The sequence below is a fragment of the Telluria sp. LT1R51-2 genome (assembly GCF_059685775.1).
In genome coordinates, this window is record NZ_JCASIM010000001.1 from 3,211,770 (window position 1) to 3,238,323 (window position 26,554).

The window sequence follows — 26,554 nt, forward strand, 5'->3', positions numbered from 1 at the left end:
GCGGCAACGACACATCTTGAAAGCGAATCCGAAAATGAAAGCTGATCCGAAAGCGGACACCGCAGCGGCACCTTCCGGCTCGAAGAAAAAGCTGATCATCATGATCCTCGCCGCCGTGCTGGTGCTGGGCGCAGGCGCGGGTGCGGGCTGGTACTTCACGCAGGGGTCAGCGGCCCATGCTGAAGACGAAGACGCACCGGCCAAGGAACACAAGAAAAAGAAAAAGAAGAACCCGGACGCCAAGGCCGAGTACGTGCCGATCGAATCGTTCACCGTGAACCTGCAGCCGGAAAACGGCGAACAGTATTTGCAGGTACAGTTCACGCTGCAAGTGGCGGGCCCCGAGCAGGCCACGCTGGTCAAGGACAATATGGCGATCGTGCGCAATCGCATGCTGCTGCTGCTGTCGAGCAAAAAGGCGTCCGAGATCAGCACCGTCGAGGGCAAGCAGCAGCTCGCCACCGAGATCCAGAAAGCCATTACCGAACCCTTCGAGAAAGATGGCGACGAACAAGAAGTGTCCGACGTATTATTCACCTCGTTCATCATCCAGTAGATCCAGACAAACATGGCCGATAATTTCCTCTCCCAGGAAGAAGTCGATGCCCTCTTAAAAGGGGTCAACGGCGATCAGGACGACATCTCGGCGCCTGAAGACACCTCGGGGGTCCGCACCTATAACCTGGCAACGCAGGAGCGCATCGTGCGCGGCCGCATGCCGACGCTCGAGATCATCAACGAGCGCTTCGCCAGGTATTTGCGGATCGGGTTGTTCAACTTCCTGCGCCGCAGCGCTGAAGTGTCGGTCGGTTCGGTGCGGGTGTCGAAATACAGCGAGTTCATCCGCAACCTGGTGGTCCCGACCAACCTGAACCTGGTGCACATGAAGCCGCTGCGCGGCACGGCGCTGATGGTGCTCGATCCGGGCCTCGTGTTCCTGCTGGTGGACAATCTGTTCGGTGGCGACGGGCGCTTTCATACCCGCGTCGAGGGCCGCGACTTTACCCAGACCGAGCAACGCATCATCATGCGGATTCTCGATATCGTGTTCGAGGCCTACGCCAAGTCGTGGGAGCCGGTGTTCCCGGTCGAATTCGAGTTCATCCGTTCCGAGATGAACACGCAGTTCGCCAACATCGCCACGCCGAACGAAGTGGTGGTGTCGTGCACCTTCACGGTCGAGCTGGGCTCGGTGTCGGGCCAGATCCACTTCTGCATGCCGTATTCGATGATCGAACCGATCCGCGATGCACTGACCTCCAGCCTGCAGGGCGAGGCGCTCGAAGTCGACAAGCGCTGGGTGCGCCTGATGACGCAGCAGATCCAGGTTGCCGAAGTCGAGCTGGTCGCGGTGCTGGGCCACGGCAAGGCCAATTTCGACGAAATCCTCAACATGAAAATCGGCGACGTGATCCCGATCGTGGTGCCCGAGATGGTGCAGGCCACGGTCGATGGCGTGCCCGTGATGGACTGCAGCTACGGCGTCTTCAGCGGGCAATATGCGCTGAAGGTCGAGAAGCTGCTCGCCAATAGCGACACATTCAACAAGTAATCGGTATATTGGCGAGGCGCGCAGCGCCCGCCGCACAGGAGAACACCATGTCCGACAATCAGGAAGACCAGGAACACATCGACGACGATTGGGGCGCAGCCATTGCCGAGCAGGCTGCAGCCGAAGCGGCAGCACTCGAACGCCAGGCGTCGCCCTTAGCCGCCCCACCAGCGGCCACGGCAGCCGTGTTCAAGGATTTTTCGAACAAGGGCGCGCGCAACGAAACGCCGAACGATATCGACTTCATCCTCGACATCCCGGTGCAACTGACGGTGGAACTGGGCCGCACCAAGATCGCCATCAAGAACCTGCTGCAACTGGCGCAGGGTTCTGTGGTCGAGCTCGACGGCCTGGCCGGTGAACCGATGGACGTGCTGGTGAACGGCTGCCTGATCGCCCAGGGCGAGGTGGTGGTCGTGAACGACAAGTTCGGCATCCGGCTTACCGACATCATCACGCCGTCCGAGCGGATTCGCAAACTCAATAAATGATCGCACGCCGCGTCGCCGCCAGCTATTTTTCGACCATTGCGGCGCTGCTGCTGGCGGCGCCGCTCGCGCTGGCGCAGCAAGCGGTGCCAGCCACCGATACCACCACCGGCCGGCCAGCCGCCCCCGCCGTGCCGGCGCCAGCCACCGTACCCGCCGCGACCGCGCCGCCGGTTGCGGCGCTGCCGGGCGATGTTGCCGTGCCTGCCGAGCCTGCCGTGTCTGCCGAGCCTGCAGTTCCTGCCGGCACGACCGTGACGACGGCGCCGTCCACGACAACCACCGCCCCTGCCATCGCGCCGATGCGCGCGCCGCCGCAAGTCGCGCTGCCGGCGTCGAACGGCCCTGGCGCAGCGGGCCTGCTGCAAACCATTTTCGCACTGCTGCTAGTGCTGGGCCTGTTGATCGGCCTGGCCTGGCTGCTCAAGCGTTATGGCCCGAAGCCGGGCGGCGGCCTGGCCAACCTGCGCGTGGTCGGCGCACTGAACCTGGGCGGGCGCGAACGCATCATGGTGGTGGAAGTGGGCGACCAGTGGATCGTTGTCGGCGCCGCACCGGGCCGCGTGAATGCGCTGCACACGATGCCACGCCAGGACGTCGACCTGGGCGCGGGCACGGGCGCCGCGCAAGGCAGCGTCCCGGCCACACGCTTTGCCGACTGGCTCAAGAACACGATGGACAAACGCAATGCGTCATAAACACCTGTGGCTGGCCGCTGGCCTGGCCCTGCTGCCGCTGATCGCGGCGGCCCAGCCCGGCATCCCGGCATTCCAGAGCAGCCCGGCGGCCAACGGCGGCACCGCGTATTCGCTGCCGGTGCAGACGCTGCTGCTGCTCACCTCGCTCACCTTCTTGCCCGCTGCCCTGCTGATGATGACGAGTTTCACGCGCATCATCATCGTGCTCTCGCTGCTGCGCCAGGCACTGGGCACCCAGACCGCGCCGCCGAATCAGGTGATGGTCGGGCTGGCATTGTTCCTGACGTTTTTCGTGATGGGGCCGACCTTCGACCGCATCTACAGCGAAGCCTATCTGCCGCTGCAGAACAACCAGATCCAGATGACCGAGGCGATGAACCGGGGCGCCGTGCCGCTCAAGGAATTCATGATCAAGCAGACGCGCGAATCCGACCTGGCGCTGTTCGTCAAGATTTCGCGCTCCCCGGCATTGCAGGGCCCCGAAGACATTCCGCTGCGCGTCTTGATTCCGGCGTTTGTCACGAGTGAACTCAAGACGGCGTTCCAGATCGGCTTTGCGATCTTCATCCCGTTTTTGATCATCGACATGGTGGTCGCGTCGGTCCTGATGGCGATGGGCATGATGATGATGTCCCCGGCCGTCATCGCGCTGCCGTTCAAGCTGATGCTGTTCGTGCTGGTCGACGGCTGGCAACTTCTGCTGGGCTCGCTGTCCCAGAGTTTCTACTAGAGGGCCCGCGCGATGACTCCCGAGAGCGTGATGACGATGGGCCGCACGGCCATGGAAGTGACCCTGATGGTGTCCGCCCCATTGTTGCTGGTGGCGCTGATCGTCGGCCTGATCATCAGTATTTTCCAGGCCGCGACCCAGATCAACGAGGCCACGCTGTCGTTCATCCCGAAACTGGTCGGCGTGTTCGTCACGCTGGTGGTGGCCGGCCCGTGGATGCTGTCGGTGATGCTGGACTACATGCGCCAGGTGTTCACGGGTATTCCCGGCCTGATCGGCTAAGGCCCGCGTGCGCACGCCCGGAGGCGCCCGATGCTGACGCTGACCTCGGCGGAAATGAATGCCTGGATCGCCGGTCTGCTGTGGCCGCTGTCGCGCATTCTCGGCCTGATCGCCGCGGCACCACTGTTCGGCAATGCCGGCGTGCCGGTGCGCGCCAAGGTCTCGCTCGGCATCCTGCTCGCAATTGTGATCGCCCCCCTCGTTCCAGCTGTACCTGCGGCCGACCCGACCTCGTGGGCGGGCCTCCTGATCCTGACCAAGGAGATGATCATCGGGCTGGCGATGGGCTTTGCCATGCGCATCGTGTTCGCTGCCATCGAGTACGCCGGCGAAGTCTCGAGCCAGACGATGGGCCTGGGTTTTGCGATGTTCTTCGACCCCAGCACACGCGGACGCTCGTCGGCCATCAGCCAGTTCATGGCGCTGGTCGCGACGATGGCGTTTCTGGCCGTGAACGGCCACCTGATCCTGCTCGAGGCGCTGGCCGAAAGCTTCATCACGATGCCCATTACCGACACGCCGTTTTCATCGAATACCGCGCTCGAACTGGTGCGCTGGGGTGGACGCATCTTCTCGGCCGGGCTGCAGATCGCCATGCCGATCATTGCCGCGCTGCTCATCACGCAGGTTGCCCTCGGCATCCTGACGCGCGCCGCACCGCAGCTGAACATCTTCGGCATCGGTTTTCCGATCACGCTGGGCGTGGGTTTTTTGACGCTGAGCCTGGTACTGCCCTACCTCGGCGCGCCGATCGTCAACCTGTTCAACCAGGGTATCGAAGTGAGCAGATCATTGCCACGCGCCAGCAATCCGCAGCCGGGAGCTGCCGGTGCGCAGCCGACGGCGACACCGGTGGTGCCGGCGCCGGGATAACGGCGGCTGCCGCGCTGCGCTGCGCTGCGCTACAATGAGAATCATTCTCATCATTGACCATGCGCATGACCACGCCTGCTGCCGTTCCCACCTCCTTCCCACGCCGCCGCATCCTCGGCGCCGCTGCCGCACTGACCGCCCTGGGCACCCCGTTGGCGCGCGCTGCGGCTGAGTGGCAACCCGCCACGCTGCACCAGGCCCGGCAACTCGACATCACCTCGCCCATCACCGGCCAGACCTACCGTATCTTCATCAGCATCCCGACCACCCCGCCGCCACCGGCTGGCTACCCGGTCATCTATGCACTGGATGGCAACGCGACCTTTCCGACGCTGGCGCTGATGGCGCGCACGATCCTGCCGCGGGGCGCTGCGCTGCCCGTCGTCGTCGGCATCGGCTATCCGGGCGAGTTCGATTACGGGATGGGGCGCGGTCGCGACTACACGCCGCCGTCTGGCGCAGATGGTCCTGTGAAGGAAGGCGGCGCCGACCTGTTTCTTGACTTTATCGAACGCGAACTGAAACCGCTGATCGCAACGCTGGCGCCGCTCGATCCGGCGCGCCAGGCGCTGTATGGCCACTCATACGGCGGGCTGTGCACATTGCACGCGCTGTTCATGCGCCCGGCAATGTTCCAGACTTATCTGGCCGCCAGTCCATCGATCTGGTACCGCGAACGCGTGGTACTGGATGGTATGGACGGCTTCAAGCGGCGCGTTGCCGCCCTGCCGTCGAAGCCGTCGTTGATGCTGGCCGTGGGCGAGCTGGAACAACCATCCACCGCGAACGGCCCGCTGCAGGGTCGTGACGCGATTGCAGCCACACGCCGCATGGTGGACAACGCGCGTGAACTGGATGAGCGGCTGCAAAAAACGGGCACACTGGCGCGCGTCCAATTTCACCTGCTGGCGCACGAGGACCACGGGTCGGCAACCTTCCCGGCCATGGCACGTGGCCTTGAATTTTTCCTCACCTGACGTAAAGCGTGAAAAAATACCAATTAAATGTGCAGTAGTGCGACTTAGCCAACCAACAATATTGCCAAGACCCTGCTAGCCTGACGATCCCGGTGCCTCGCTGCGCCAGCCGCTGACCCACTCATGGGCACGAACGACAATGACCCTTTCCAGACCTCTCAAAATTACCGGCTGGATCTTGCTGGCCATAACCGTGGCAGTGATCCTGTTCCTCATGCTGTTCGACTGGAACATGCTGCGTCCTTACATCAACCGCAAGGTGTCGGAGACGACCGGGCGTGAATTTGCCATCCGCGGCGACCTGGACGTCAAGTTCCAGCGTGATCGCAACGGCGAAACGGGCTGGCGGCGCTTCGTGCCGCAGCCGCATATCACCGCCGACAACGTCTACATGAGCAATCCCGTCTGGAGCACGGTCGGCAAGCAGATGGCCGCTGCCCAGCGCGTCGAGGCCGGCGTGCGCATCCTGCCGCTGCTGACGAAGGATGTCGTGATCACCGACCTGCGCCTGGCCAATCCGGACATCGCCGTCCAGCGCCGCGCCGACGGCAGCAATTCCTGGACCTTCAAGGACAATGGCCCCTCCGAATGGAAGGTCGATTTGCAGCGCCTGGCCTTCGACCGCGCGAAGGTGCGTTACGTCGATGAGCCAGTGGGCCTTGATTTGCGCGCTACCGCCGATTCGATCAAGGGCGGCGAAACAGCCTCCACGGCGGTGGGCGTGCCACCGTACGGTCTGGCATTCACCCTTGCCGGCACCTACAACAAGGCAAAGATCACCGGTGGCGGCAAGGCCGGTGCGGTGCTGTCGCTCACCGGCGACGACACCAGCTTCCCGATCGAAGCGCAAGCCACCGCCGGCGACAACAAGCTTGGCCTGCGCGGCATCATCCGCGATCCGCGCTCGCTGTCGGGCTTTGCCCTGAAAATGCAACTGGCCGGCGCCAGCATGGCCGACCTGTACGAGTTGACCGGCGTGCTGCTGCCGGAAACGCCGCCGTATGCCACCAAAGGCACGTTGCTGGGCAAGAAGGACGGCGACTTCTGGACTTACACCTATAAAGACTTCACCGGCAAGGTCGGCGCCAGCGATATCGCAGGCACGCTGGCTTATGCCCAGCGCAAGCCGCGGCCACTGCTGACCGGCGCGCTGACATCGCAGCAATTGCGGCTGGCCGACCTGGGCCCGACCGTCGGCGCCGACACCGGCGAAGGCACCAAGGCCGCCGGCAAGGTCAAGGCCCCGGCGCCGGGCAAGGCCCTGCCGGTTGACCAGTTCAACACGGCCAAATGGGGCGCGCTCGATGCCGAGGTCAAGTTCACCGGCAAACAGATCCTGCGCACTGCCAACATTCCGCTGCGCGACATCGACACCACGATCCGCATGAAGGACAAGGTCCTGACGCTGACCCCGCTGAGCTTTGCGCTGGCGGGCGGACGCATCACGTCGAATATCCGGCTGGACGGTCGCGAAAAGACGCTGGATGCCTCGGCACGGCTGGCGGCGCGCGGCGTGAAGATCCGCGAGCTGTTCCCCAAGCTCCAATCGATGCAGGCAACCTTTGGTGAAATCAATGGCGATGGCGCGCTGGTCGGCAAGGGCAACACCGTGGCGGCCATGCTGGGCACGTCGCAGGGTGAAATCAATGCCGTGGTCACCGAAGGCACGGTCAGCCAGTTCGTCCTTGAGCTGGCTGGACTGAACGTGGCCAATGCGGTCTATGCCAAGATTTTTGGTGACAAGCAAACCATGCTCAACTGCGTGGCAGCGACGACCACGGTGCGCAATGGCCGTGCGAACATCGATCGCTTCGTGCTCGACAGTGAAGATGCGGTCGTGAACGCAACCGGCTATGTGGACCTGGCCACCGAGAAGCTCGACGTAGATGTGCGGCCGAAGACCAAGGGCGCGCGCATCCTGTCGTTGCGCACGCCGCTGTATGCGCGCGGCACCTTTACCGATCCGAAGGTGGGCCCGCATGTCGGACCGCTGGCGCTCAAGGCTGGCGCGGCGGTGGCGCTGGCAGCGATCAATCCGCTGGCTGCCTTGCTGCCGTTGATCAACGTCGACAAGGCGCCCGATACGAACTGCGGCGCCGAGATCAGCGCCGCGAAACAACCACCGAAGGTGAACGGGAAAGTCGCGCCGAAGATCAAAGGTAGTTAAACAGCGACAACCCGGACATCGTCTTGAACGACATCTGCGCTGCCTGCAGCGTCAGTTGCTGCTGCGAAAAGTCCGAGATGGCCTTGACAGTGTCAAGGCCCACCAGATCATCTAGCGTGGAAGCGTACTGGATGTCGAGGTCGTCACCGGTGCTGTCGAGGTAATCGAGCTCTTTCATGTGCGCGCCGACCGATGACTGCACCGTCAGCACGTTGTCGTGCGCATTCTTCAGATTGTCGATGGCCGTGTTCAGGCCATTGGTCAGCGCTGCCTTGCCGGCCGAGCCTTCGCCCGGCAGGCGCAGCGTGGCGATCAGGTCGGTCACGGTGGTAAACACCGACTGCTTCTGGCTCGGTTCGACGCTGAACGTATCGCCGTTGGCCGGCGCGCCCTTGATGTCGAAGGCCATCCCGCCAAAGGTGATCTGCTTGCCGGCTTCATAGGCATTGCCGCTGCTGACCACGGCTTTCGGATTGCTGCTCGTGTTGTAGACCGAATACGTGGTCACGGGCGGCGTGTCGGTACTGACGGCAAACTCGATCCCGTACTTGGTGCTGTTGAACGCCTGGCGGTCCACGACCGAGCCGGACGAGATCAGCGCCGCGCCCGTGTTGCTGCTCCCGGCCTGGGTCTGAAACGTACCGTTACCGGTCGGGATCGCCTCAAAAATGGCGCTGCCCGATGCCGACAGCGGTAATTTGCGCGAATCGCTTACCTGCAACTGACGCACGCCCTGATCGCCCTGGTAGGTCGCGCCGGTCGGCGTGCTGGTGAACGGCTGGGTCGTGGTCATGTAACCCGAAAACAGAAAACCGCCCGATCCGTCGGCAGTATTCGCGATCCCCAGCAGGTCGGCCAGGCGGCCTTCGAGCTCGGTGGCCAACTTTTCGCGGTCGCTCTGCACCATCGAGGCATTACCGCCCGTGACGGCCAGCGTCTGGATGTCTTGCAGCAAGTCGCCCGTGTTCTGCAGCGTCGATTCCACCTGCGCCAGCGACGACTTCGCGCTGTTGCGGTTGGTGGCGAACTGGGCATTGATGTCCTGCGACTGGCTTACTTCGAGCGCGCGCGCCGAAGCGACCGGGTCGTCGGCGGCGGTCAGCAGGCGGCGGTCGGTCGACAGCTGCATCTGCGTGCGCGCAAGCGCGCCTTGCAGTGTGTTGATCTGGCTGGTCGAGTTGGCATACAGGTTTGCGGTGCTGATACGCATGATGTTCTTTCGCTACGTTAGCGGCTGATCGACAGCAGCGTGTCGAAGATGGTGCCGGCGATCTGCATCACCTTGCTCGATGCCTGATAGGCCTGCTGATACTTGATGAGATTGGCGGCTTCTTCATCGAGATTCACGCCCGACACATCGGCCTGGGCGCCCTCGGCCTGTGCCAGCAAGGCATTGCCGGCCTGCGCATTGATCTGCACTTCGCGCGTCTTGTTGCCCACCTGGCTCACCATCTGCGCATACGACGACGTCAGCGTGGCGGTGCCATTGTTGAAGATGTTCTTGGTCTGCAGCTCGCCCAGCGCGGCGATGTTGCGGGTGTCGCCCACGCCGCTGCTGTTGGCCGCGATCGTGAACTTGTCGCCGTTGCCCGGCTTGCCGGTCATCGTGACACTGACGCCGCTGAAGCTGTAGGTCGAGCCGTTGTCGAACTTGACGTTGGCAGCATCCACCTGGCTTGACTCGCCCTTGCTGTTGACCACGGTGACCATGCCAGCCGGGAAGCCGGTCAGGCTGCCGCTGGTTTCATCGAAAGCAAGCGTGACCGGCAGCGTCGGCGGCGCGGTCAGGAAGTCCTTGGACACCTTGCCTTCGCTGATCTTGCCGGTGCCGGTATTGGTCAGCGGCATGCTGGTCAGAACCGGTGCTGCGGCGGCGATCTGCGAGACATCGTTGGCCAGCACCTTGAAGTTGGCCGCACCGTCGATGGTCGGGCGCACCAGGAACGTATCCTTGTTGCGTGCATTGTTCTTGAAACTGAGTTCGACGCCGTCGACTTCAAACGTGGCCACGCCGTTCGCGCCCGGCGTGACGGTCCCGACTTCCTTGTTGTCGGACTGGCGCACGACCTTGTAGTTGGTGCCGTTGAACGTGACTTCGTAGTCGCTGTCCTTGAGCTTGCTCGGATCGGTCACCTTGGCGCTCAGCTCGGCGGCCGGATTGGCATCGGTGCCCTTGGCGTTGTTGATGCTCGCGCCAACAAAAGCCGGCGCCACGTTGAAGAACGCCTGCCCCTTGTTGCCGTTCTGGTCCAGGCCCAGCTGGTGCTGTGCGTTGAACTCAAAGGCCATGCCGATCGCGATCTTGCCGAGCGCGCTCTGGGCCGTATCGAGCGTTTCGGTACGAAACTCGAGCAGACCGCCCAGCTTGCCGCCGGAGAGCGCGCCATCGGGCAGCACCGCCACCTTCGTACCGACCTGGTAACCCACTTCCATGCGGGTCAGGTCGGTTGGCGAGACCATCGCCGCCAGCTGGAACGAGTCGTTGCCCACCACCAGCGGCTGGCCGTTGCCGATGGAAATCGTCAGGCTGCTGTTGTCGCCCGGCGTGACGGTGGCCTTGACGAACTTGTTCAGTTCGAGCACCACCTGGTCGCGCTGGTCAAGCAGGTCGTTCGGCGGGCGCGTCGCGGACGAAGCGAAATTGGAAATCTGCTCGTTGAGCTTGGCGATCTGCGAACCGTAGGTGTTGATGGCGGTGACGCTCGCCTCGATTTCACCATTCACGCCGGTGCGGATTTCACCCAGGCGCGAATCAAGGTCTTGCAGGCGCGTGGCCAGCGTTTCGGCACTCGACAGCATCGCCTGGCGCGACGGCACCGACGCGCGGTTGGCAGCCATGTCCTGCACGCCCTTGAAAAAGCCCTGCATCGCCGGCGACAGGCCCGACGTGGTGTCGGCCAGCAGGTTGTCGATCTGCTTGATCTGCGAATAGTACGATTCCAGGCCGCTGGTGCTGGCCTGGGCCGTGCGCACCTGCGTGTTCAGGAAATTGTCACTGTAGCGCTTGATCTGCGCGATCTCGGTCCCGGTCCCGAGGAAGCCGACACCGGTATCGAGCGCGGCCGAGGTGGCCTGCACCACGGTCTGGCGCGAGAAACCCGCCACGTTCGCGTTGGCGATGTTGTGGCCGGTCGTGGCGAGGGCTGCCTGTGCTGCATACAACCCGGTCTTACCGATGGCGAGGAGGCTACCTGACATAATTTTTTTCTCTCTGTGACAGTACAGTCAACGGCAGGTTTTCAGAAAACTTGACGGTCGGCTGACATAAGAATGGCGTTCGACGGGTGCGTGTGCTCATCTATGTACATCACGCCAGCGAATTCTTGATCAGGCGGGTCAGCTTGGCCGCGTAGTTCGGGTCGGTCGCATAGCCGGCGCGCTGCAGGCCCTGGGCAAAGGTGGCCGCGTCGCTGCTGCCGATGACTTTTTCGTAACGCGGATTCTTCGCGATCATGTTTGCATAATCGCGGAACGAATCGGCCGGGCTGTCGTAGGCGCGGAATTTCTCGACCTTTGTCTGTGGCTTGCCATTCACGTATTCGGTGGTGACGGCGGTGGCGACCTTGCCTTGCCAGCCCGGGCCGGCCTTGATGCCGAACAGGTTGTTGCTGTTGCTGCCATCGGCATTCTTGATCATGCGTTTGCCCCAGCCGGTCTCGAGCGCAGCCTGGCCCAGCATGAACTTGGCCGGCACGCCGGTGGTCTGCTCGGCCGCATGGGCGTGCTCGTGCAGTTTTTCCTGGAATGCGCGCACGTGCGGCGCCTGGATGCGGCCCGTCTCGGTGGTTGCCGGCAGCGGCGGCGCCTTGCTGGCGGCCGTGCCAGCACCGGGCGCGGCGCCATTGCCGTACATGGCGGCAGCGTTGTTCAGCGACGGCGTCAGGCGGCCAGCGCCGGCAGCAGCGTCACCACCCATGCCATCGGCGCCAATGGCCAGCGCCTGCTGCCCCATCTGGTTCGCGCTCAGCTGGCGCACCAGCACATCGGCCAGGCCGACACCGCGCTTGGCCAGGTTCTGGCTGGTCTGCTGGTCGAGCATCGTTGTGAAGGTCTTGGTCTGCTGGTTGTCCAGCATGCCTTCCTGCGGCGTGGCGTCACGCATGCTCTTCATCATCATGTTGATGAACATCGCCTCGAACTGGGTCGCCGCTTCTTTCATGGCGGCCGGCGTGCCGGCTTTCGCGCTGTTCTTCAGCCCGTTGAGGCTGTTGGTGTCGAGCGCGAGCTTGCTGGTCTGGTCAAGGTTGGGCGATGCGATCATGACGTGTCTCTCGATTTAGATGATTTCGAGCTCGGCGCGCAGCGAACCGGCGGCCTTGAGCGCTTGCAGGATGGCCAGCAAGTCTTGCGGGGTGGTGCCGATCGAGTTCATCGCCTTGACCACTTCGGCCAGCGACGCCCCGCCCTTCACGTTGATCATCTGGCCCGGTTCCTTCTTGATCTCGACCGACTGGTTCTGCGTGACGACGGTCTTGCCGCCAGCCAGTGCGTTCGGCTGGCTCACCTGGGTGTCCGAGCCGATCGTGATCGACAGGTTGCCGTGCGAAATCGCGCAGTTGTCGAGCATCACGGCGCGGTTCATCACGACCGACCCGGTGCGGGCGTTCATGATGACCTTGGCCGAAGCCAGCGGCTGATTGACGTCGATCTGTTCCAGCATGCCCAGAAAGGCGACGCGCTGGTCGCTCGACGACGGCGTGCGCACGCGCACCACGCGCCCGTCCATGGCCGTGGCGATGCCGGGCCCGAACTGGTCGTTGACGGCTTCGACGACGCGCGCGGCGGTGGCGAAATCGGTCTCTTTCAGTTCCAGGCGAATCTGGTTGTTTTCGCCCAGGTTCGATGCGACGGCACGCTCGACCGTGGCGCCGGCAGAGATGCGACCGACGGCGAGGTGATTGACCTGCACCTGCGCGCCACCACCCTGCGCCTGGACACCCACGCCGCCGACCACCAGGTTGCCCTGGGCCATGGCGTAGACCTGGCCATCGGCGCCATGCAGCGGCGCCATCAGGAGCGTGCCGCCGCGCAGGCTTTTGGCGTTACCGATCGACGATACGGTGATGTCGAGCGTCTGGCCTGGCTGGGCAAACGCCGGCAGCGAGGTCGTGACCATCACGGCCGCCACGTTCTTCAGTTGCAGCTGGGTGCCGGCCGGCAGGTTAACGCCCTTCTGTTGCAGCATCGCGCGGATCGACTGCACGGTGAACGGCGTCTGGCTGGTCTGATCGCCCGTGCCGTCCAGGCCCACGACGATGCCGTAGCCGGACAACTGGTTCTGACGTACGCCGGCGATGGTGGCCAGGTCCTTCAGACGTTCGGCCTGGGCCAGGGGGGCGATGCCGCCGAAAGTGGCAGCCAACAACAGAGCGGAAGCAAATTTACGCATGGGTAGGTTCTTTCAGAACGGCAGCATCGACAGGAAGAAACGCGACAGCATCGACGTCACTTCGGCGCGATCCAGGCGGCTGTTGGTGCGGTATTCGACGCGCGCATCGGCGATCACGTTCGACGAGACCATATTGCCGGCCTGGATCGTGTCCGGACTAACCATGCCCGAGAAGCGGATGAACTCGGTGCCCTTGTTCATCGCGACCTGCTTTTCGCCGGCCACGATCAGGTTCCCGTTTGGTAGCACTTCGGTGACGGTCACGCCGATCGTGCCGGTGAAATTGTTCGACGCGCTCTGGTTGTCGCCATCGGCAAACTTGGTGCCCGATTCCAGCGCCACGCCGGCGCCGATCACGCCTGCCAGCAGGCCCGGGCTGGTGAAGCTCGCGCTGCCGCTCTTGTTGCCCGAACTCGCGCCGGCCTTGGTCGCCGACGTGCGCTCGCTGATATTGACGGTCAACAGGTCGCCGATATGACGGGCGCGGCGGTCTTCGAACATCGGCCGGTAGCTGTTGACATTGAAGATCGCGCCATCGGTGGCAGGGGCCCCGTCGACCAGCATCGGACGCGCGCTGGTCGGACCCTGCACGATGGTGGTGGGAGTGGCGGCGCAACCGGCGAGCAATACCAGCGCAGCGAACGAAGTCAGGATTTTCATGATGGCTGAAGAAAATTAAAGCTGCGACAGTTTTTGCAGCATCTGGTCAGATGTCGTGATCGCCTTGCTGTTGATCTCGTAGGCGCGCTGGGTCTGGATCATCGCGACCATTTCCTCGACCACGTTGACGTTCGACGCTTCCACATAACCCTGCATGATGTTGCCAGCGCCGTTTGTGCCAGGCACGTTCAGGTTCGGGTTACCCGACGCGGTGGTTTCGGTGTACAGGTTCTCGCCGCGCGACTCGAGGCCGGCCGGGTTGATGAAGGTGGCCAGTTGCAAGGCGCCGATCTGGGTGGTGGCCGTTTCGCCGGCGACATTGACCGATACGGTGCCGTCACGGCCCACCGTGATCGACTGGGCATTGATCGGCACGGTGATCGGCGGCTGGATCACGAAGCCGCTCGACGTCACGAGCTGGCCGTTCTGGTCTTTCTGGAACGAACCGTCGCGGGTGTAGGCCTGGGTGCCGTCCGGCATCAGCACCGGGAAATAGCCTGGACCGTTGACCATCACGTCCTTGTCGTTGCCGGTCAGCTGGGGATTACCCTGGGTGTGGATGCGCTCGGTAGCGACGGTGCGCACACCGGTACCGATCTGCAGGCCCGACGGCAGATTCGTCTGCTGGGACGATTGCGCACCTGGCTGGCGCACGTTCTGGTACAGCAAGTCCTCGAACACGGCGCGCGACTTCTTGAAGCCGGTGGTGCTGACGTTGGCGAGGTTGTTCGAGATGACGTCGAGATTGGTCTGCTGGGCTTCCAGACCGGTCTTGGCGATGTAGAGCGAACGGATCATTGCATTCTCCTATTGGTGGCAGGCGAATGCCTCCACGGACAATAGAATTATGCAGCGGCAACACTTAATTCAAAGCGAGGAGTTGGGTGGCTTTCGCCGCGTTGTTCTCGGCGTTCTTCAACAAGCTCATTTGCGTGTCAAAAGAACGTGCCAAAGCAATCATGTCGACCATGCAATCGACCGGATTGACGTTGCTGCCCTCGAGCGCCCCGCCCGCCACCTGCACGGTCGGGTCGGCCTGGACCGGCGCGCCGTTCTTGACGCGAAACAGCCCGTCGTCGCCACGCACCATGTCGCCTTGTGGCGGATTGACCAGCTTCAGGCGCCCGATCACCGCCGGTGCGGCCGGCGTGTCGACGTTCGAGATGGTGGAGATGGTGCCATCGCTGCCGATCGTCACGGTCGCGTCCGGCGGGATCGTGATCGGACCACCTTCGCCCGCAATCGTCTGACCGCCCGGCGTTTGCAGCACGCCGTTCGGACTCATCTGGAGCGCACCGTTGCGGGTGTAAGCCTCGGTACCGTCGGGCATCTGCAGGGCCAGCCAGCCCTGCCCTTTCACCGCCACGTCCAGATCGCGCCCCGTGGCCTGCAGCGGGCCGGAAGCGAAATCGTTGCCTGCAGTCGAGTCGACGACAAACGCGCGGGTCGGCATGCCCGGGCCCTGCACCGGCGCCGCGCGGAACATGTCGATCTGGGCGCGAAAGCCCGTCGTGCTCACGTTGGCCAGGTTGTTGGACGTCGTGGCTTGCTGCTCGAGGATGTGCTTGGCGCCGGAGGCGGCGGTATAGATCAGGCGGTCCATGGTGATTTCCTAGATGGTTTAACGCAGGTTCACCAGCGTCTGCAACACCGAATCCTGCGTCTTGATCGTTTGCGCATTCGCCTGGTAGACGCGCTGCGCGGTGATCATGTTGACCAGCTCGGCCGTCAGATCGACGCTCGATGCTTCGGTGGCCGACGCCTGCAGCACGCCCAGGCCGCCGGTACCGGCGGTGCCCATCAGCGGGATGCCGGAATTGGACGATTCAGCCCAGGCATTGTTGCCCAGTGGCTGCAGGCCATTCGGGTTGGTGAAGTTGGCAAGCACGACCTGGCCCAGGACCTTGGTCTGGCCATTGCTGTACTGGCCCTGGATGCTGCCATCGGCGCCGGTGGAGAAGCGCTGCAGCGAACCCGGCTTGTAGCCGTCCTGCGCCAGGAACTTTTCGCTGGTGGTGGTGCCGTACTGGGTGGTGCCGGCGAAATCGATCTGCACTGGCAGATTCAGTTCGGCGCCGGTCGATGGCACGATCGGGATGTCGATGTTGAACTTGCCCGCAGTGCCCGTGCTGGCCAGATTCAGTGCGCCATTGGTGTCGAACTTGAGCGTACCGATGGCTTTCGGCTCCATCTTGAGCGCCTTGGCAATCGCGGCGTCGATCTGCACCGGGGTCGCACCGGGGATCGCTGCGGCGGCAGCGGCGGCGGTGCGCACTTCGGCCAGGTTGTCGGGCGTCGCCAGATTGCCGGCGCCGGCCACGACGGCATTGGCGGCGTCGTTGGCGTAGGTGGCAATCGTGGTGGCCAGCGTGGCCGCCACGGGCGGCACGACCTTGCTTGCCGCATCCCAGGCGCCGCGCGAGGCGACGGCCGCCGGGTCGGTCTGGGCCTTGCCCACCGCGTCCAGCGCACCAATCTCGGTGCCGTCCTTGGCAGCAAACACATTCCAGGTACCGTCGCCGGTCGGCGACTTGACGTAGAAGGTCGACAGCGTGTGCGAATTGCCCAGCGTGTCATACACGCTCATCGGCACCTGCTTGTTGTAGGTGTCCGGATCGGCCGGATCGAAGTCCGCTTTCTTCGGCGGGCTGGCGCGCGAATCAAGCTGAAGCTGGATCTGCACTTCCGACGTGACCTTGGGCGGCTGGTCGGCCGTATCGATCCTGAGCGGCACGGCGGTGCCGGCGGCCAGCAGGCCATTGGCGCCCAGGCCATAGCCGGTCAGCTTGGCCCCCTGGGCGTTGACGATGAAACCTTCCTTGTCGAGCGAGAACTGGCCATTGCGCGAATATTGCGTGACACCGGCCTGCTCGATGCGGAAGAAACCGGCGCCGTTGATGGCGATGTCGAGCGGGTTGCTCGAGGCTTCGACGTTACCCTGCGTGAACTGCTGGGCGATGGCGGCGGTTTTCACGCCGATACCGGCGGTCATGCCGCCCGCACCGTTGAGTGCATTGGCGTAGACGTCGGCAAATTGGGTGGTCGAGCCCTTGAAACCAACCGTGCTGGCGTTGGCGATGTTGTTACCGATAACGTCCAGCGATTTGGCAGCAGCGTTCAAGCCGCTCAGGCCTTGTTGGAAAGACATGGTAATGCTCCAGTATAAGGTGAGAGAGTAAGCGGCCTGGCTTACAGAACTTGTTTGATATCGGCGAGGGAAACAGCGCCCTTGCCCGGCAGGTTCAGCTTGACGCCGTCCTTGCCATTCGTCGTGACGCTGGCCACGCTGTCGAATGACAGGGCTTTGGCGTCGGTGAGCTGTTCGCCGCCACGCGATGCGATCACGCGGAAGGTATAGCTTCCATCGGGCAGCACAACGGGCTTGCCGTTGGCGTCCAGATTATTCGGGTCGGGGACACCATCCCACGCAACCGGCACGATCCCGGCTTTCTGCTCGCCCAGCTCGATCGCCGCCACATCCTTGCCCGTGGCCTTGTCGACGACCACGACCTGCAGCTTGTCGGCCGGGCTGTCCAGCTCGACGCCCAGGATGGCCTGGCTCTTCGACAGCAGGATGCCATTGCCTTCGACCAGCACGCCGTGGCCGATCAGATTGGTTGCCGACAGCGATTCGCTCGACTGGTAGCTGGCCTTCAGCGACTCCAGCGTGGTGTTGAGCTTGTTCACGCCGGTGACGGTCTGCAGCTGGGCCAGCTGGCTCGTCATCTGCGCGTTGTCCATCGGGTTCATCGGATCCTGGTTCTTCAACTGGGTCACGAGCAGCGTCATGAACTTGTCGGTGTCGGCCTGGACGCCATCTTCGGCGGTCTTCGCCTTGGCGTTCATGGTTGCCTGCAGGCTGGAAATATCGGACGTTGCGGTCTTGCTGGTAATTGGGCTGGTCATGGTATCGATCTGGTAGCGCTTACTGGCCGATGGTCAGGGTCTTGAGCAGCATGGTCTTGGCTGCATTCATGGTTTCGACGTTGGTCTGGTACGAGCGCGAGGCCGACAGCATATTGACCATCTCGTCGACCACGTTCACGTTCGGCATCGATACATAGCCCTTGTCGTCGGCCATCGGATGCTTGGGGTCGTACATCTGCTTGAGCGGCGACGGGTCTTCGACCACTTCGCGCACGCGCACGCCGGTCGCGCCCGAGGCGGTGGGGACCGACTCGAACACGACCGACTTGGCGCGGTAGGCTTCGCCCGACGGCGACGTGGCGCTGTCGGCATTGGCCAGGTTGCTGGCCACCGTATTCAGGCGCTGCGCCTGGGCGCTCATGGCCGAACCGGACACGTTAAAGATATTAAATAGCGACATGGCGAGTTTCCTTATTGGCCCTGGATCGCGCTCAGGAGGCCCTTGATCTGGCTGTTGATCATGTTGATCCCGGCCTCGTAGCGCAGCGCATTGTCGGCAAACTGATTGCGCTCGACGTCCATGTCGACCGTGTTGCCGTCGACGCTGCCCTGCACCACGCCGCGGTACAGTACCGGCGTGCCATTGGCCAGCGTGTCGCCGGTGGCAAGACCGCGCGCCATGTGCTGGGTGTTGGTGGTGTTCATCGCACCGCCCGGCTTGCTGCCTGCCATTGCTCCCTGCAAGGCTGCCGCGAAATCGATGTCGCGCGCCTTGTAGTTCGGGGTATCGGCATTGGCGATATTGGACGCCAGCAGTTCCTGGCGCTGCGAGCGCAGGGACAATGCCGTTTCATTAAAACGCATGTAGTCGTCGAGTTTGCCGATCATGCCGCCTCCGGGCTGTGCTTTGTTGGGACAGAAGCGATCATACGGTTCGGTTCGCCACACCAATCGACGGAGAAGAGCCAACATTCCCCCCGCTATTCAAAGTTTCACTACGGAATCATTGGACCTAAGATAGCAGCATTCCCGAATCTCTGGTCGACCGCCCAACCATGACAGCAAAACTTGTCGCTTTTTCGCTGCTGGCACTTGTATACAGTGTTGCGCAGGCCCAGCAGGGGGCGAACAGCCGCCAGCAACCCGAGGCCGTGCGCGCCGTGGTGCAGCAGTTCCTGGTCACCCAGAGCGCCGGCCTGCCAGGCAAGGTGAGCGTGCAGGTCGGCGGTATCGACCAGCGCCTGAGCCTGCCAGCCTGTCCGGCGCCGGAAGCCTTCCAGCAACCGGGCGCCCGTCCATGGGGCAAGACAACGGTGGGCGTGCGCTGCACGGCGCCGGCGTGGACGATGTATGTGCAGGCCCAGGTCAGCGTGGTGGCCGAGTATGTTGCCGCCGGCGTGCCGCTGGCCCAAGGCCAGCCGCTGTTGCCCGGTCAGCTGGTGATGGTAAAAGGCGATATCGCCGCGATGCCGAACGGGATCATTACCGACATGGCGCAGGCGCTGGGCCGTACGCCCACCGTGTCGCTGCCTGCCGGCACCGCACTGCGCGTGGATGCCCTGCGCAGCCAGGCCGTCATCAAGCAGGGCCAGGCGGTGCGGCTGGTATCGCGCGGTTCGAACTTTTCGGTGAGCAGTGAAGGCAAGGCCATCAACAATGCCAGCGATGGCCAGATTGTCCAGGTACGCACGACGGCCGGCCGGATCATCAGTGGCACGGCGCGCGATGGTGGCACCGTGGAGATCGTTTTATAAATAATTGTAATTTCTCCTTCGCCGAATCGGTGATGATTGCTAAAGTTTGTAAAGGCACAGCCGTTACAACAAGCAGATCCCGGAGCTTGTGCTCCGCGCACCGAGAAGGATGAAGCCGTGAAAATCAACGATACACTCAAGAGCAACCCAGGCCTTCAACCCGCCACCACGCAGACGAACAATGCGCGTGGCGCCGACAAGGCAGCAACGACCGCGCCCCTGACCGGTGCGCAAACCGACAGCGTGCGCCTGTCCCCGCAGGGCCAGGCCATGGCCAGCAGCATCGGTAGCGGCGCGGCCGTATTCGACGCCAAGAAAGTAGAACGTATCAAGATGGCCATCGCCGATGGCCAGTTCCAAGTCAACTCCGAGAAAGTGGCTGACGGCTTGCTCGACACCGTACGCGACTTGCTCCATTCGAGACAACGCTAAACCATGACCAACAGCCCGTTCCAGACCCTCGCCGCCGAACACCATCACCTCACTGCCCTTCTGGCGCTGATGAAACAGGAACAGCAATCCCTCGTGTCGCTCGATGCCGACACGCTGGCGGCGCTGACCCCACGCAAGAACGCGATGCTGGCCGACCTGGCCTCGCTGTCGCAACAGCGCCACGCAGCGCTGGCCGCGGCAGGCTGCGATGCATCGGAAGCGGGCATGGAACCATGGCTGGCCGTCAATGACGACGGCGACGTACGGCAACAATGGGAGCGCATGCTCGACGCTGCGCGCGAAGCAAAAGAACTCAACCGCGTCAATGGCATGCTGATCAACAAGCAGCTGGCGCACAACCAGGGCGTGCTCAACGCCCTGCGCACCCCGACCAATGCACCGACCGGCACCATCTACGGCGCCAGTGGCCAGACCATGGGCGTGGGTGTCTCCAAACGCTACGTCGTCGGGTAAGCGCTGGCGCTGGCAAGACCACCTCTGCGGCTTGTCTCGTTAAAATAAAGTAATTGAACAACGGCGCCAAATAAGCGCCCGGCCTGGATACATCGACGGCATAATACCGGCTCGGTTCGGTTTGCCCCCCTCTTTGTCCATCACTGCGCATCCCATTGCGCCAGGTCCGTTCGCCATGCTCGCCACCCAGCAGATTTTCCTGATCGCATCCCTGCTTTGCTTTCTTGTTTATCTTGCGCTGGGGTCGGCGGGCTCGCAATCCCTGCACGGCATGCGCGCAATGCGCTGGGCCGCGCTGCTGGGATTGCTTGGCAACCTGCTGTATGCGTTCGGCCGTGAATTGCCGACGCTGCTGGGTTACGAAGTGGCAAACATGGCCTATTCCGGCGCCGGCGCGGCACTTGCCGCCGGCTATCGCCAGCTGTCCGGACGCCAGGCGCATGTCAGGATGCTGGCATTGCTGGTCGCTGCTGTCGGCGTCCTGACGGTGGTGTTTCATGACTGGTTCGACTCGTTCACGCTGCGCAGCGCCGTCGTCTCGCTGTTCCAGGCCGGCGTCTGCATCGACATCGCGCACAGCGTGCTGGCCGGGCGCGGCGAGCACCAGCGCCGCCTGCATGGCCAGTTGCACCTGCAAGGACCGGGACAGCAGCATGTACAGCGCTTCGTGCTGCTCATGTGCGCGCTGGTCGCCGGCGGGCATGGGGTACGCATGCTCTGGCTGCTGGTCGCGCCCAACCCACCGACCTCGCTGCTGCAGCCCAGCACTGCCAGCCTGGCGATCCTGACCGTCGCCGCGCTGGCATTGCCGGCGCTGACCCTCGGGGGCCTGTTGACCCTGCACCGCCACATCGTGCACCAGGCCGAATACATCGCCAACCATGACCACCTGACCGGTGCCTGGTCGCGCAAGGCGTTTTTCGAGATCGCCGAACGCGAGACCACGCTCGCCACCCACCGGCGCCAGCCACTGGCCCTGATGCTGATCGACCTCGACCATTTCAAGGCCATCAATGACAGCGCCGGCCACGAAGCCGGCGACATCGCCTTGCAGCTGGTGGCCACCCGCGCGCGCGACACGCTGCGCGCCATCGATTGCATCGCGCGCCTGGGCGGCGATGAATTCGCGGTGCTGCTGCCGGGCGCCGACCTGGCGCGCGCGAGCGCCGTGGGCAAGGCGCTGGCTGCAGCACTGCGCGAGGCTACCAGCACCATGCCGGCTACGCAACGCCAGCTCACGCTGAGTATCGGCGCGACTGTCACGCTGGACGGGGAACCGTTCAAGACCACGCTCGCGCGCGCCGATTCGGCGCTGTACGCCGCCAAGTCGGCCGGCCGCGACCAGGTGATCGCGCTGGCTCCGCCGCTGCATGTCGTGCGGCCATCGCCAAAATTCGCTGCCAGTCGCTGAGCGATCAGTCCTACGTCGTGACGCTCCGCGCTCCTATTGGGAAGCGTGGCATGCGCACCCACCTCTTGTTCATACCAACGCATTCAGGAGAACCGCATGAACAACGACAATACCAACGATCCGAAAGACACCGGCCTGCGCGACGGCGGTCCCGATTCCTATGCCGGCTTTGTGGCGAATGATGCCGACGGCGACTCGAGTATCGGTCACCCTGCCAAAGGCACCAGCCAGTCGGGCATCAACAGCAATTTCGCCAAAGCGGCGCCAGAGAGCAACGTTGGTCCGGCAGGCGCGCCGCAGGCGAGCCACGGGCAGGCAACCGGTGACGTCCCGGGTGGCTCGCGCCCCAAGGCGCCAGGCGAGCCGGACGGCGAAGCATCCGACGGCGGCACGGATACACCAAAACAACAGGGCTGATTGGCCACTCTTGCAGCTATCAGCCGCGCAGCAGGCGCGTCGTTGACTTTCCCGGCTGCGAACCGGGAAACAACACGCGCGCCGTGCGCTCCGGATCCAGCTGAATCGCTTCGGCGCAGGCATGCGCCACCAGTATGTCCAGGCCGAGTGTCGGCCTGAGATCGCGGTTATCAAGCAGGTCGCCGGAAGCGAGTCCGGGCCAGTCGGCAATCACCTGCCCACCCTTGACTGCACCACCAATCAGCATCGCAGCCGAGGCCGTCCCGTGGTCCGTCCCACCCGTGCCGTTGGCCGCGACAGTACGGCCGAACTCGGTTGCGACGAGAATCGTCGTCTGGCTCCACGTATCGCCCAGCCCCTGCTGCAGCCCGCCAATCAAGTCATCCAGATTGTTCAGCTGCGTTGCCATGCGCCCTTTCTGCGCACTGTGCGTATCCCAGCCATTGGTTTCGATCATGGCGATCCGGGGGCCATCGGCGCGCGCCAGGAAGCCTGCTGCCACCTTGCCCAGTTCAGCTGAGGACTGCTGGCCCTTGCCAGTGGCAGCCATGCCGGCCATGCCCTGTGCCTTGAGCGCCGTCGACCAGAGCGCGCCCAGTTGCGCATCCTCTTCATAGAGTTTTTGCACGCGTAGCAGCAGATCGTCGTTGGCGTGCGGCAGGCCGGATGGCGCATACGACGCGACATCGACCGCGCCACGCAGGGCCAGCGGCAGTGTGGGGGCAAACGCAATCGCCTGATTGCTGCGTCGTGGCAGCATGCCGGCCAGCCGGTTCATCCAGCCGTCCTTGACGTCGAACGGCGCCTTGCCGCCCGTCTCCAGAACATTCTGCGCATCGAAGTGCGAGCGCTCGCGGTAGGGAGACGCCACCGCATGGAACAGGCTGGCCTGCCCCGCCTTGTACAGTCCGGCAATGCCGGTCAGCGACGGGTGCAGCGCAAAAGTGCCGTCGAGCTTCAACGCCTCGGCGGGATCGATGGCGAGCGCCCCGCGCAGGCGCGCATAGGCCGGATCGGCGTAGGGAATCACCGTGTGCAGGCCGTCGGCGGCGCCGCGCTGGATGATGAACACGAACCGGCGCTCGGTCTCGGCGCCAGCGAATGCGATTCGGGGCGCGGCGAGCAATGCTGCTGCGCTGGAAATAAAACCACGTCGATTGAGCATGTTTTACCTTCTCAGGAATTCGGGCGACGCCAGCAGCAATGCGAGCGCGTTGGCGGGGCTTTCTGCCTGTGCAATCGCCATGGCGCTGCCCCGGCTCAAGGTAGTTGGCAGCACGCGTGGCGCCAGGGCGCGCGCATCGATCTTGTTGCCGAACTCCGTGGCAAGTCGTTGTGCAATTTCTACCCGGCGCAGCAGCGCATCCGGGGCCGCCCAGGTGGCCGTCACATCCCCATAGCCGGCCGGCGAGCCGGGTCGCCAGACAGGTTGGCCGAGCCGGCCCAGCAGAAACTGGATGCGCGCAGCCGGCACCGTCTGCACGCCCATCGCGCGCAGGCCGGACAGCGTCCAGTCCCAGGGCGACTTGAACTTGGCGGCCATTGGCGGCAGGCTGTCTGCTGCACTTATCAGTTCGCGGTACAGCGCCGTCAGGTCGCCGCCGCTCTGCAGAAACTTGTCGGCCAGCCGCTTGACCAACGCCGGCGGTGGATCGTCGGTGATGAAGTGGCGGGCCAGTTTGGTGGCGATATGGCTGGCGGTCGCTGGCGCCCTGGCCAGATCGCGCAGGATGGCCGTTGCCTGCTGCTCGCCATCGTCGGCATAGCTGCGGCCAAGCACCGTGCGCACGCCCGGCTCATGCTGGTTCGCCTGGAACCGGAAAGTTTGCGCGGCGTCCTCAGGCGACTGCGGGCCGGGCAGCGTCCAGCCGGTCAGTGCGCGGGCAAATTCCAGCACGTCGGCCTGGGTGTAGCCGCTGCGCACACCCAGCGTGTGCAGCTCGAGAATTTCGCGCGCCAGATTTTCGTTCAGACCACGGGTCGGGCGATCCGGCGCCTTCGCGCTGGCCCGGCGTGCTGCGACGCTATCCGGCCCCGTCGAAACGGACTGGTCGAGATACAGCAGCATCGCCGGATGGCGCACGGTGGCGAGCAGCAGATCCTCGAACCGGCCCAGGACATGGGGCCGGATGGCGTCGGCCTCGTAGCTGGCAGAAAAGCCGAGGACCGGGACTTTTTCAACGGAGATCGCGAAATGGTTGGCCCAGAAGTGGGTCAGGCGCTCGACGAACGGCGTGCTGCTCTGCAGGGCGCTGTTGGTGCGCGCCTCCACGCCGGCCAGATAGGCTGCCCGGCCCGCGCGCTGGTAGTCTGCACGGACGCTCGCACGCTGCGCCTCGGGTGCGCTGCGGATGGCGGCTTGCTGCTCGGTCCACTGTGCGACGCGCATCGGCGTGCGCTCGATGGCACGCCATGGCGGCGGCAACGGCTCGTACTCGTCGAGCTGCGCCAGCAGCCAGCGCCGTGGATCGGCAACGGGCTGGTCGTCCGGTCGCGCACCGAGGCCCAGGCGGTTGCGCGCAATGGAATCGTTGATCATGGCCCCGAGTATAGAACCGTAACTGCCCTGGCAGGCCATACCGGCCTGGCTGGTATGTAACTGTCCGTAACCGCCTGACCAGTAGTGCGTGCAGATTTCCTTTCATATTTGTGTCATTACAACAGTGTGGGTGCAAATACATTCGCACAAATCTATATAATACGGCCTCGTCCCCTCGAGCCCACCATGTCCCACGACCCCTCTCCGCACGACGTACGCTCCGCCTTCAAACGCGAACTCATTTCTGCCAATCTCTGGCGCACCCGCATCGTCGTCGTCGGCACGGCCTCCATCGCCGGCCTCGTTGTTGTGGCATTCACCTGGCTGGCCGAGTCGGCATTCGCCCGGTTCAACAAGATCGCCGAATTCGCCTGGTGGGTGCCCCTGATCTGGACGCCGCTCCTGTGCGCCGCCATCGTCTGGATCACCCGGCGCTTCGTGCGCGGCGCGGGTGGCTCCGGCATTCCGCAAGTGATGGCGGCGCTCGACCCGGCGATTTCCGGCGGCCGGCGGCCCCTGCTCGTGTCCCTGAAAATCAGCTTCGCCAAGATCGGCCTGACCTCGGCCGGCCTGCTGGGCGGCCTGTCGCTGGGGCGTGAAGGCCCGTCGGTCCAGATCGCTGCCGGCGTGATGCTTGCCGCGCGCCGCTGGCTGCCGCGCGGCAGTGGCATCAGCGCCCATTCGCTGCTGGTGGCCGGTGGCGCGGCCGGTATCGCCGCCGCGTTCAATACGCCGCTGGCGGGGATCATGTTCGCCATTGAAGAATTGTCGCGTGCGCCCGAGCAGCGCAACAGCGGCCTGATCGTCGCGGCGATCGTGCTGGCCGGCCTGATCGCCGTGTCTGTTCACGGCAATGGCCCGCACTTCGGCGTCATCCATCCGGGGCCGATCGGCTTGTCGTTGCTGTGGCCGGGCTTGCTTGCCGCCGTCGTGTGCGGCTTTGCCGGCGGCCTGTTCGCGCGCGTGCTCATCGCCAGCCTGCGCGGCGTTTCGCCCGACCTGCCCACCCGCTGGCGCGCCCGCTATCCGGTGCGCTTTGCACTGGGCTGCGGCTTCCTGATCGCGGTCATCGGTGTGCTCAGCGGTGGAGCGACCTACGGCAGCGGTAACGAAGCCACGCGCAGCTTGCTGGAGAACGAAGCCAACGTGCCGGCGGCGTTTGCGCTCTTCAAATTCGTCGCAACCTGGCTGACTGCCTGGTCGGGTGTGCCGGCCGGTATCTTCGCGCCGTCGCTGTCGATCGGTGCGGCCATGGGTCAGAACATCGCCTCGATTACCGGCTACCCATACAGCGCCGCACTGATTGCGCTGGGCATGGTGGGCTTCCTGGCGGCCGCCACGCAGGCGCCGCTGACGGCTTTCATCATCGTCATGGAAATGGTCGATGGCCACAGCATGGTGCTCAGCCTGATGGCCTGCGCGGTTGTCGCCAGTACGGTGTCGCGCGTGCTCACGCCGCCGCTGTACAGCGCACTGGCGACGATCCAGTTGCCGCCGCGCCCCGTGCACCCGGCGGCCCCGGGCGAGCCACCCGAGCGGATGCCATGACGCGCATTCCGCGCCGAAACGTGGGGCGGCTTGTCGATTGATTACGTTATAATCCGGCCAGGGTGTTCATGCCGCCAGGCATGACAGGATTTGCGCTGGTCGGGCCGCCACGCGGGCTACCACGCGACCACCATGCACCTGCACTCACACCCGGCTTCCCGGCCACTATCCGCTATCCATGACATGATCGGCCGCCATGGCTGTATCAGTCTACCCCCTACTCTCACGAGCGCCCCGGCAGCAGCTGCGCCGCCTCATTCCACACGGGGGTTGCCAGATGACGCCCAAGCACTTTT

The 26,554-nt window shown here is 64.0% G+C and carries 28 protein-coding genes; 15 read left to right on the plus strand and 13 right to left on the minus strand.

Going from position 1 to position 26,554, the window contains the following annotated elements:
* Window positions 1-34: 34 nt before the first annotated feature.
* The 9 genes from fliL (at window position 35) to AC56LH_RS14240 (ending at window position 7,767) form a co-directional block, all read left to right on the plus strand.
* The gene (fliL, locus tag AC56LH_RS14200; RefSeq protein WP_499647031.1) at window positions 35-556 is read left to right on the plus strand and encodes a flagellar basal body-associated protein FliL; all 522 of its coding nucleotides are present in this window, start codon (window positions 35-37) and stop codon (window positions 554-556) included.
* Between the two features lie 12 nt (window positions 557-568).
* Window positions 569-1,552 (plus strand): flagellar motor switch protein FliM, encoded by a 984-nt coding sequence (fliM, locus tag AC56LH_RS14205; RefSeq protein ID WP_482899808.1) that lies wholly within the window; start codon window positions 569-571, stop codon window positions 1,550-1,552.
* A 47-nt stretch (window positions 1,553-1,599) separates the two neighbouring features.
* Window positions 1,600-2,043 (plus strand): flagellar motor switch protein FliN, encoded by a 444-nt coding sequence (fliN, locus tag AC56LH_RS14210; protein WP_499647034.1) that lies wholly within the window; start codon window positions 1,600-1,602, stop codon window positions 2,041-2,043.
* Window positions 2,040-2,738: a flagellar biosynthetic protein FliO gene (fliO, locus tag AC56LH_RS14215; protein WP_499647036.1), complete on the plus strand. Its 699-nt coding sequence runs from the start codon at window positions 2,040-2,042 to the stop codon at window positions 2,736-2,738. Before fliN ends, fliO begins: the two co-directional genes overlap by 4 nt.
* Window positions 2,728-3,468, plus strand: coding sequence for a flagellar type III secretion system pore protein FliP (gene fliP / locus AC56LH_RS14220; RefSeq protein WP_258835324.1), 741 nt, complete (start codon window positions 2,728-2,730; stop codon window positions 3,466-3,468). The genes fliO and fliP overlap by 11 nt, the downstream gene beginning before the upstream one ends.
* A gap of 12 nt (window positions 3,469-3,480) precedes the next feature.
* Window positions 3,481-3,750, plus strand: coding sequence for a flagellar biosynthesis protein FliQ (fliQ, locus tag AC56LH_RS14225; protein ID WP_183555720.1), 270 nt, complete (start codon window positions 3,481-3,483; stop codon window positions 3,748-3,750).
* Window positions 3,751-3,780: 30 nt separating this feature from the next.
* On the plus strand, window positions 3,781-4,623 hold the full coding sequence (gene fliR / locus AC56LH_RS14230) for a flagellar biosynthetic protein FliR (RefSeq protein ID WP_499647037.1): 843 nt from the start codon (window positions 3,781-3,783) through the stop codon (window positions 4,621-4,623).
* Between the two features lie 65 nt (window positions 4,624-4,688).
* Window positions 4,689-5,600, plus strand: coding sequence for an alpha/beta hydrolase (locus tag AC56LH_RS14235; RefSeq protein WP_499647038.1), 912 nt, complete (start codon window positions 4,689-4,691; stop codon window positions 5,598-5,600).
* Window positions 5,601-5,739: 139 nt separating this feature from the next.
* Window positions 5,740-7,767, plus strand: a complete 2,028-nt coding sequence (locus AC56LH_RS14240) for an AsmA family protein (protein ID WP_499647040.1) — start codon at window positions 5,740-5,742, stop codon at window positions 7,765-7,767.
* Here the strand turns inward: AC56LH_RS14240 and flgL are convergent.
* The 11 genes from flgL to flgB all read right to left on the minus strand — a co-directional run bounded on the left by flgL (window position 7,754) and on the right by flgB (window position 18,571).
* The gene (gene flgL / locus AC56LH_RS14245; RefSeq protein ID WP_499647042.1) at window positions 7,754-8,977 is read right to left on the minus strand and encodes a flagellar hook-associated protein FlgL; all 1,224 of its coding nucleotides are present in this window, start codon (window positions 8,975-8,977) and stop codon (window positions 7,754-7,756) included. The genes AC56LH_RS14240 and flgL overlap by 14 nt on opposite strands.
* 17 nt (window positions 8,978-8,994) lie before the next feature.
* Entirely contained in the window at window positions 8,995-10,965 is a 1,971-nt protein-coding gene (gene flgK, locus AC56LH_RS14250; protein WP_499647043.1) for a flagellar hook-associated protein FlgK, read from the minus strand.
* Between the two features lie 109 nt (window positions 10,966-11,074).
* Window positions 11,075-12,028 carry a flagellar assembly peptidoglycan hydrolase FlgJ gene (gene flgJ, locus AC56LH_RS14255; RefSeq protein WP_499647045.1) on the minus strand — a complete coding sequence of 318 codons (954 nt, stop codon included), beginning with the start codon at window positions 12,026-12,028 and terminating at the stop codon, window positions 11,075-11,077.
* 15 nt (window positions 12,029-12,043) lie between these two features.
* Window positions 12,044-13,156 carry a flagellar basal body P-ring protein FlgI gene (locus AC56LH_RS14260; RefSeq protein ID WP_499647047.1) on the minus strand — a complete coding sequence of 371 codons (1,113 nt, stop codon included), beginning with the start codon at window positions 13,154-13,156 and terminating at the stop codon, window positions 12,044-12,046.
* A gap of 12 nt (window positions 13,157-13,168) precedes the next feature.
* Entirely contained in the window at window positions 13,169-13,816 is a 648-nt protein-coding gene (locus tag AC56LH_RS14265; RefSeq protein WP_183555733.1) for a flagellar basal body L-ring protein FlgH, read from the minus strand.
* A gap of 15 nt (window positions 13,817-13,831) precedes the next feature.
* Window positions 13,832-14,614 (minus strand): flagellar basal-body rod protein FlgG, encoded by a 783-nt coding sequence (gene flgG / locus AC56LH_RS14270; RefSeq protein ID WP_258835333.1) that lies wholly within the window; start codon window positions 14,612-14,614, stop codon window positions 13,832-13,834.
* A gap of 64 nt (window positions 14,615-14,678) precedes the next feature.
* On the minus strand, window positions 14,679-15,419 hold the full coding sequence (flgF, locus tag AC56LH_RS14275; protein WP_499647049.1) for a flagellar basal-body rod protein FlgF: 741 nt from the start codon (window positions 15,417-15,419) through the stop codon (window positions 14,679-14,681).
* An 18-nt stretch (window positions 15,420-15,437) separates the two neighbouring features.
* A complete protein-coding gene (locus tag AC56LH_RS14280; RefSeq protein WP_499647051.1) occupies window positions 15,438-16,964 on the minus strand; it encodes a flagellar hook protein FlgE in 1,527 nt (508 codons plus the stop codon).
* A 41-nt stretch (window positions 16,965-17,005) separates the two neighbouring features.
* A complete protein-coding gene (locus tag AC56LH_RS14285) occupies window positions 17,006-17,722 on the minus strand; it encodes a flagellar hook assembly protein FlgD (protein ID WP_499647053.1) in 717 nt (238 codons plus the stop codon).
* A gap of 19 nt (window positions 17,723-17,741) precedes the next feature.
* A complete protein-coding gene (flgC, locus tag AC56LH_RS14290; RefSeq protein WP_343027988.1) occupies window positions 17,742-18,143 on the minus strand; it encodes a flagellar basal body rod protein FlgC in 402 nt (133 codons plus the stop codon).
* An 11-nt stretch (window positions 18,144-18,154) separates the two neighbouring features.
* Window positions 18,155-18,571 (minus strand): flagellar basal body rod protein FlgB, encoded by a 417-nt coding sequence (gene flgB / locus AC56LH_RS14295; protein ID WP_499647055.1) that lies wholly within the window; start codon window positions 18,569-18,571, stop codon window positions 18,155-18,157.
* Between the two features lie 167 nt (window positions 18,572-18,738).
* Between flgB and flgA the strand changes: the two genes are divergently transcribed.
* The 5 genes from flgA (at window position 18,739) to AC56LH_RS14320 (ending at window position 22,171) form a co-directional block, all read left to right on the plus strand.
* Window positions 18,739-19,437: a flagellar basal body P-ring formation chaperone FlgA gene (flgA, locus tag AC56LH_RS14300; RefSeq protein ID WP_499647057.1), complete on the plus strand. Its 699-nt coding sequence runs from the start codon at window positions 18,739-18,741 to the stop codon at window positions 19,435-19,437.
* A 117-nt stretch (window positions 19,438-19,554) separates the two neighbouring features.
* Window positions 19,555-19,869 (plus strand): flagellar biosynthesis anti-sigma factor FlgM, encoded by a 315-nt coding sequence (flgM, locus tag AC56LH_RS14305; RefSeq protein WP_499647059.1) that lies wholly within the window; start codon window positions 19,555-19,557, stop codon window positions 19,867-19,869.
* A gap of 3 nt (window positions 19,870-19,872) precedes the next feature.
* Entirely contained in the window at window positions 19,873-20,343 is a 471-nt protein-coding gene (locus tag AC56LH_RS14310; RefSeq protein WP_499647061.1) for a flagella synthesis protein FlgN, read from the plus strand.
* A 175-nt stretch (window positions 20,344-20,518) separates the two neighbouring features.
* Entirely contained in the window at window positions 20,519-21,754 is a 1,236-nt protein-coding gene (locus tag AC56LH_RS14315; protein WP_499647063.1) for a GGDEF domain-containing protein, read from the plus strand.
* A 96-nt stretch (window positions 21,755-21,850) separates the two neighbouring features.
* Complete coding sequence (locus tag AC56LH_RS14320) at window positions 21,851-22,171, plus strand: hypothetical protein (protein WP_499647065.1); 321 nt, start codon at window positions 21,851-21,853, stop codon at window positions 22,169-22,171.
* Window positions 22,172-22,190: 19 nt separating this feature from the next.
* Here AC56LH_RS14320 and AC56LH_RS14325 read toward each other — a convergent pair whose 3' ends face one another.
* Both AC56LH_RS14325 and AC56LH_RS14330 read right to left on the minus strand, forming a co-directional pair.
* Window positions 22,191-23,336 (minus strand): DUF1501 domain-containing protein, encoded by a 1,146-nt coding sequence (locus AC56LH_RS14325; RefSeq protein WP_499647067.1) that lies wholly within the window; start codon window positions 23,334-23,336, stop codon window positions 22,191-22,193.
* 3 nt (window positions 23,337-23,339) lie between these two features.
* A complete protein-coding gene (locus AC56LH_RS14330; RefSeq protein WP_499647069.1) occupies window positions 23,340-24,710 on the minus strand; it encodes a DUF1800 domain-containing protein in 1,371 nt (456 codons plus the stop codon).
* 186 nt (window positions 24,711-24,896) lie between these two features.
* On the opposite strand from AC56LH_RS14330, the gene AC56LH_RS14335 reads away from it, so the two are divergent.
* Window positions 24,897-26,258 carry a chloride channel protein gene (locus AC56LH_RS14335; RefSeq protein WP_499647071.1) on the plus strand — a complete coding sequence of 454 codons (1,362 nt, stop codon included), beginning with the start codon at window positions 24,897-24,899 and terminating at the stop codon, window positions 26,256-26,258.
* Window positions 26,259-26,554: the final 296 nt, after the last annotated feature.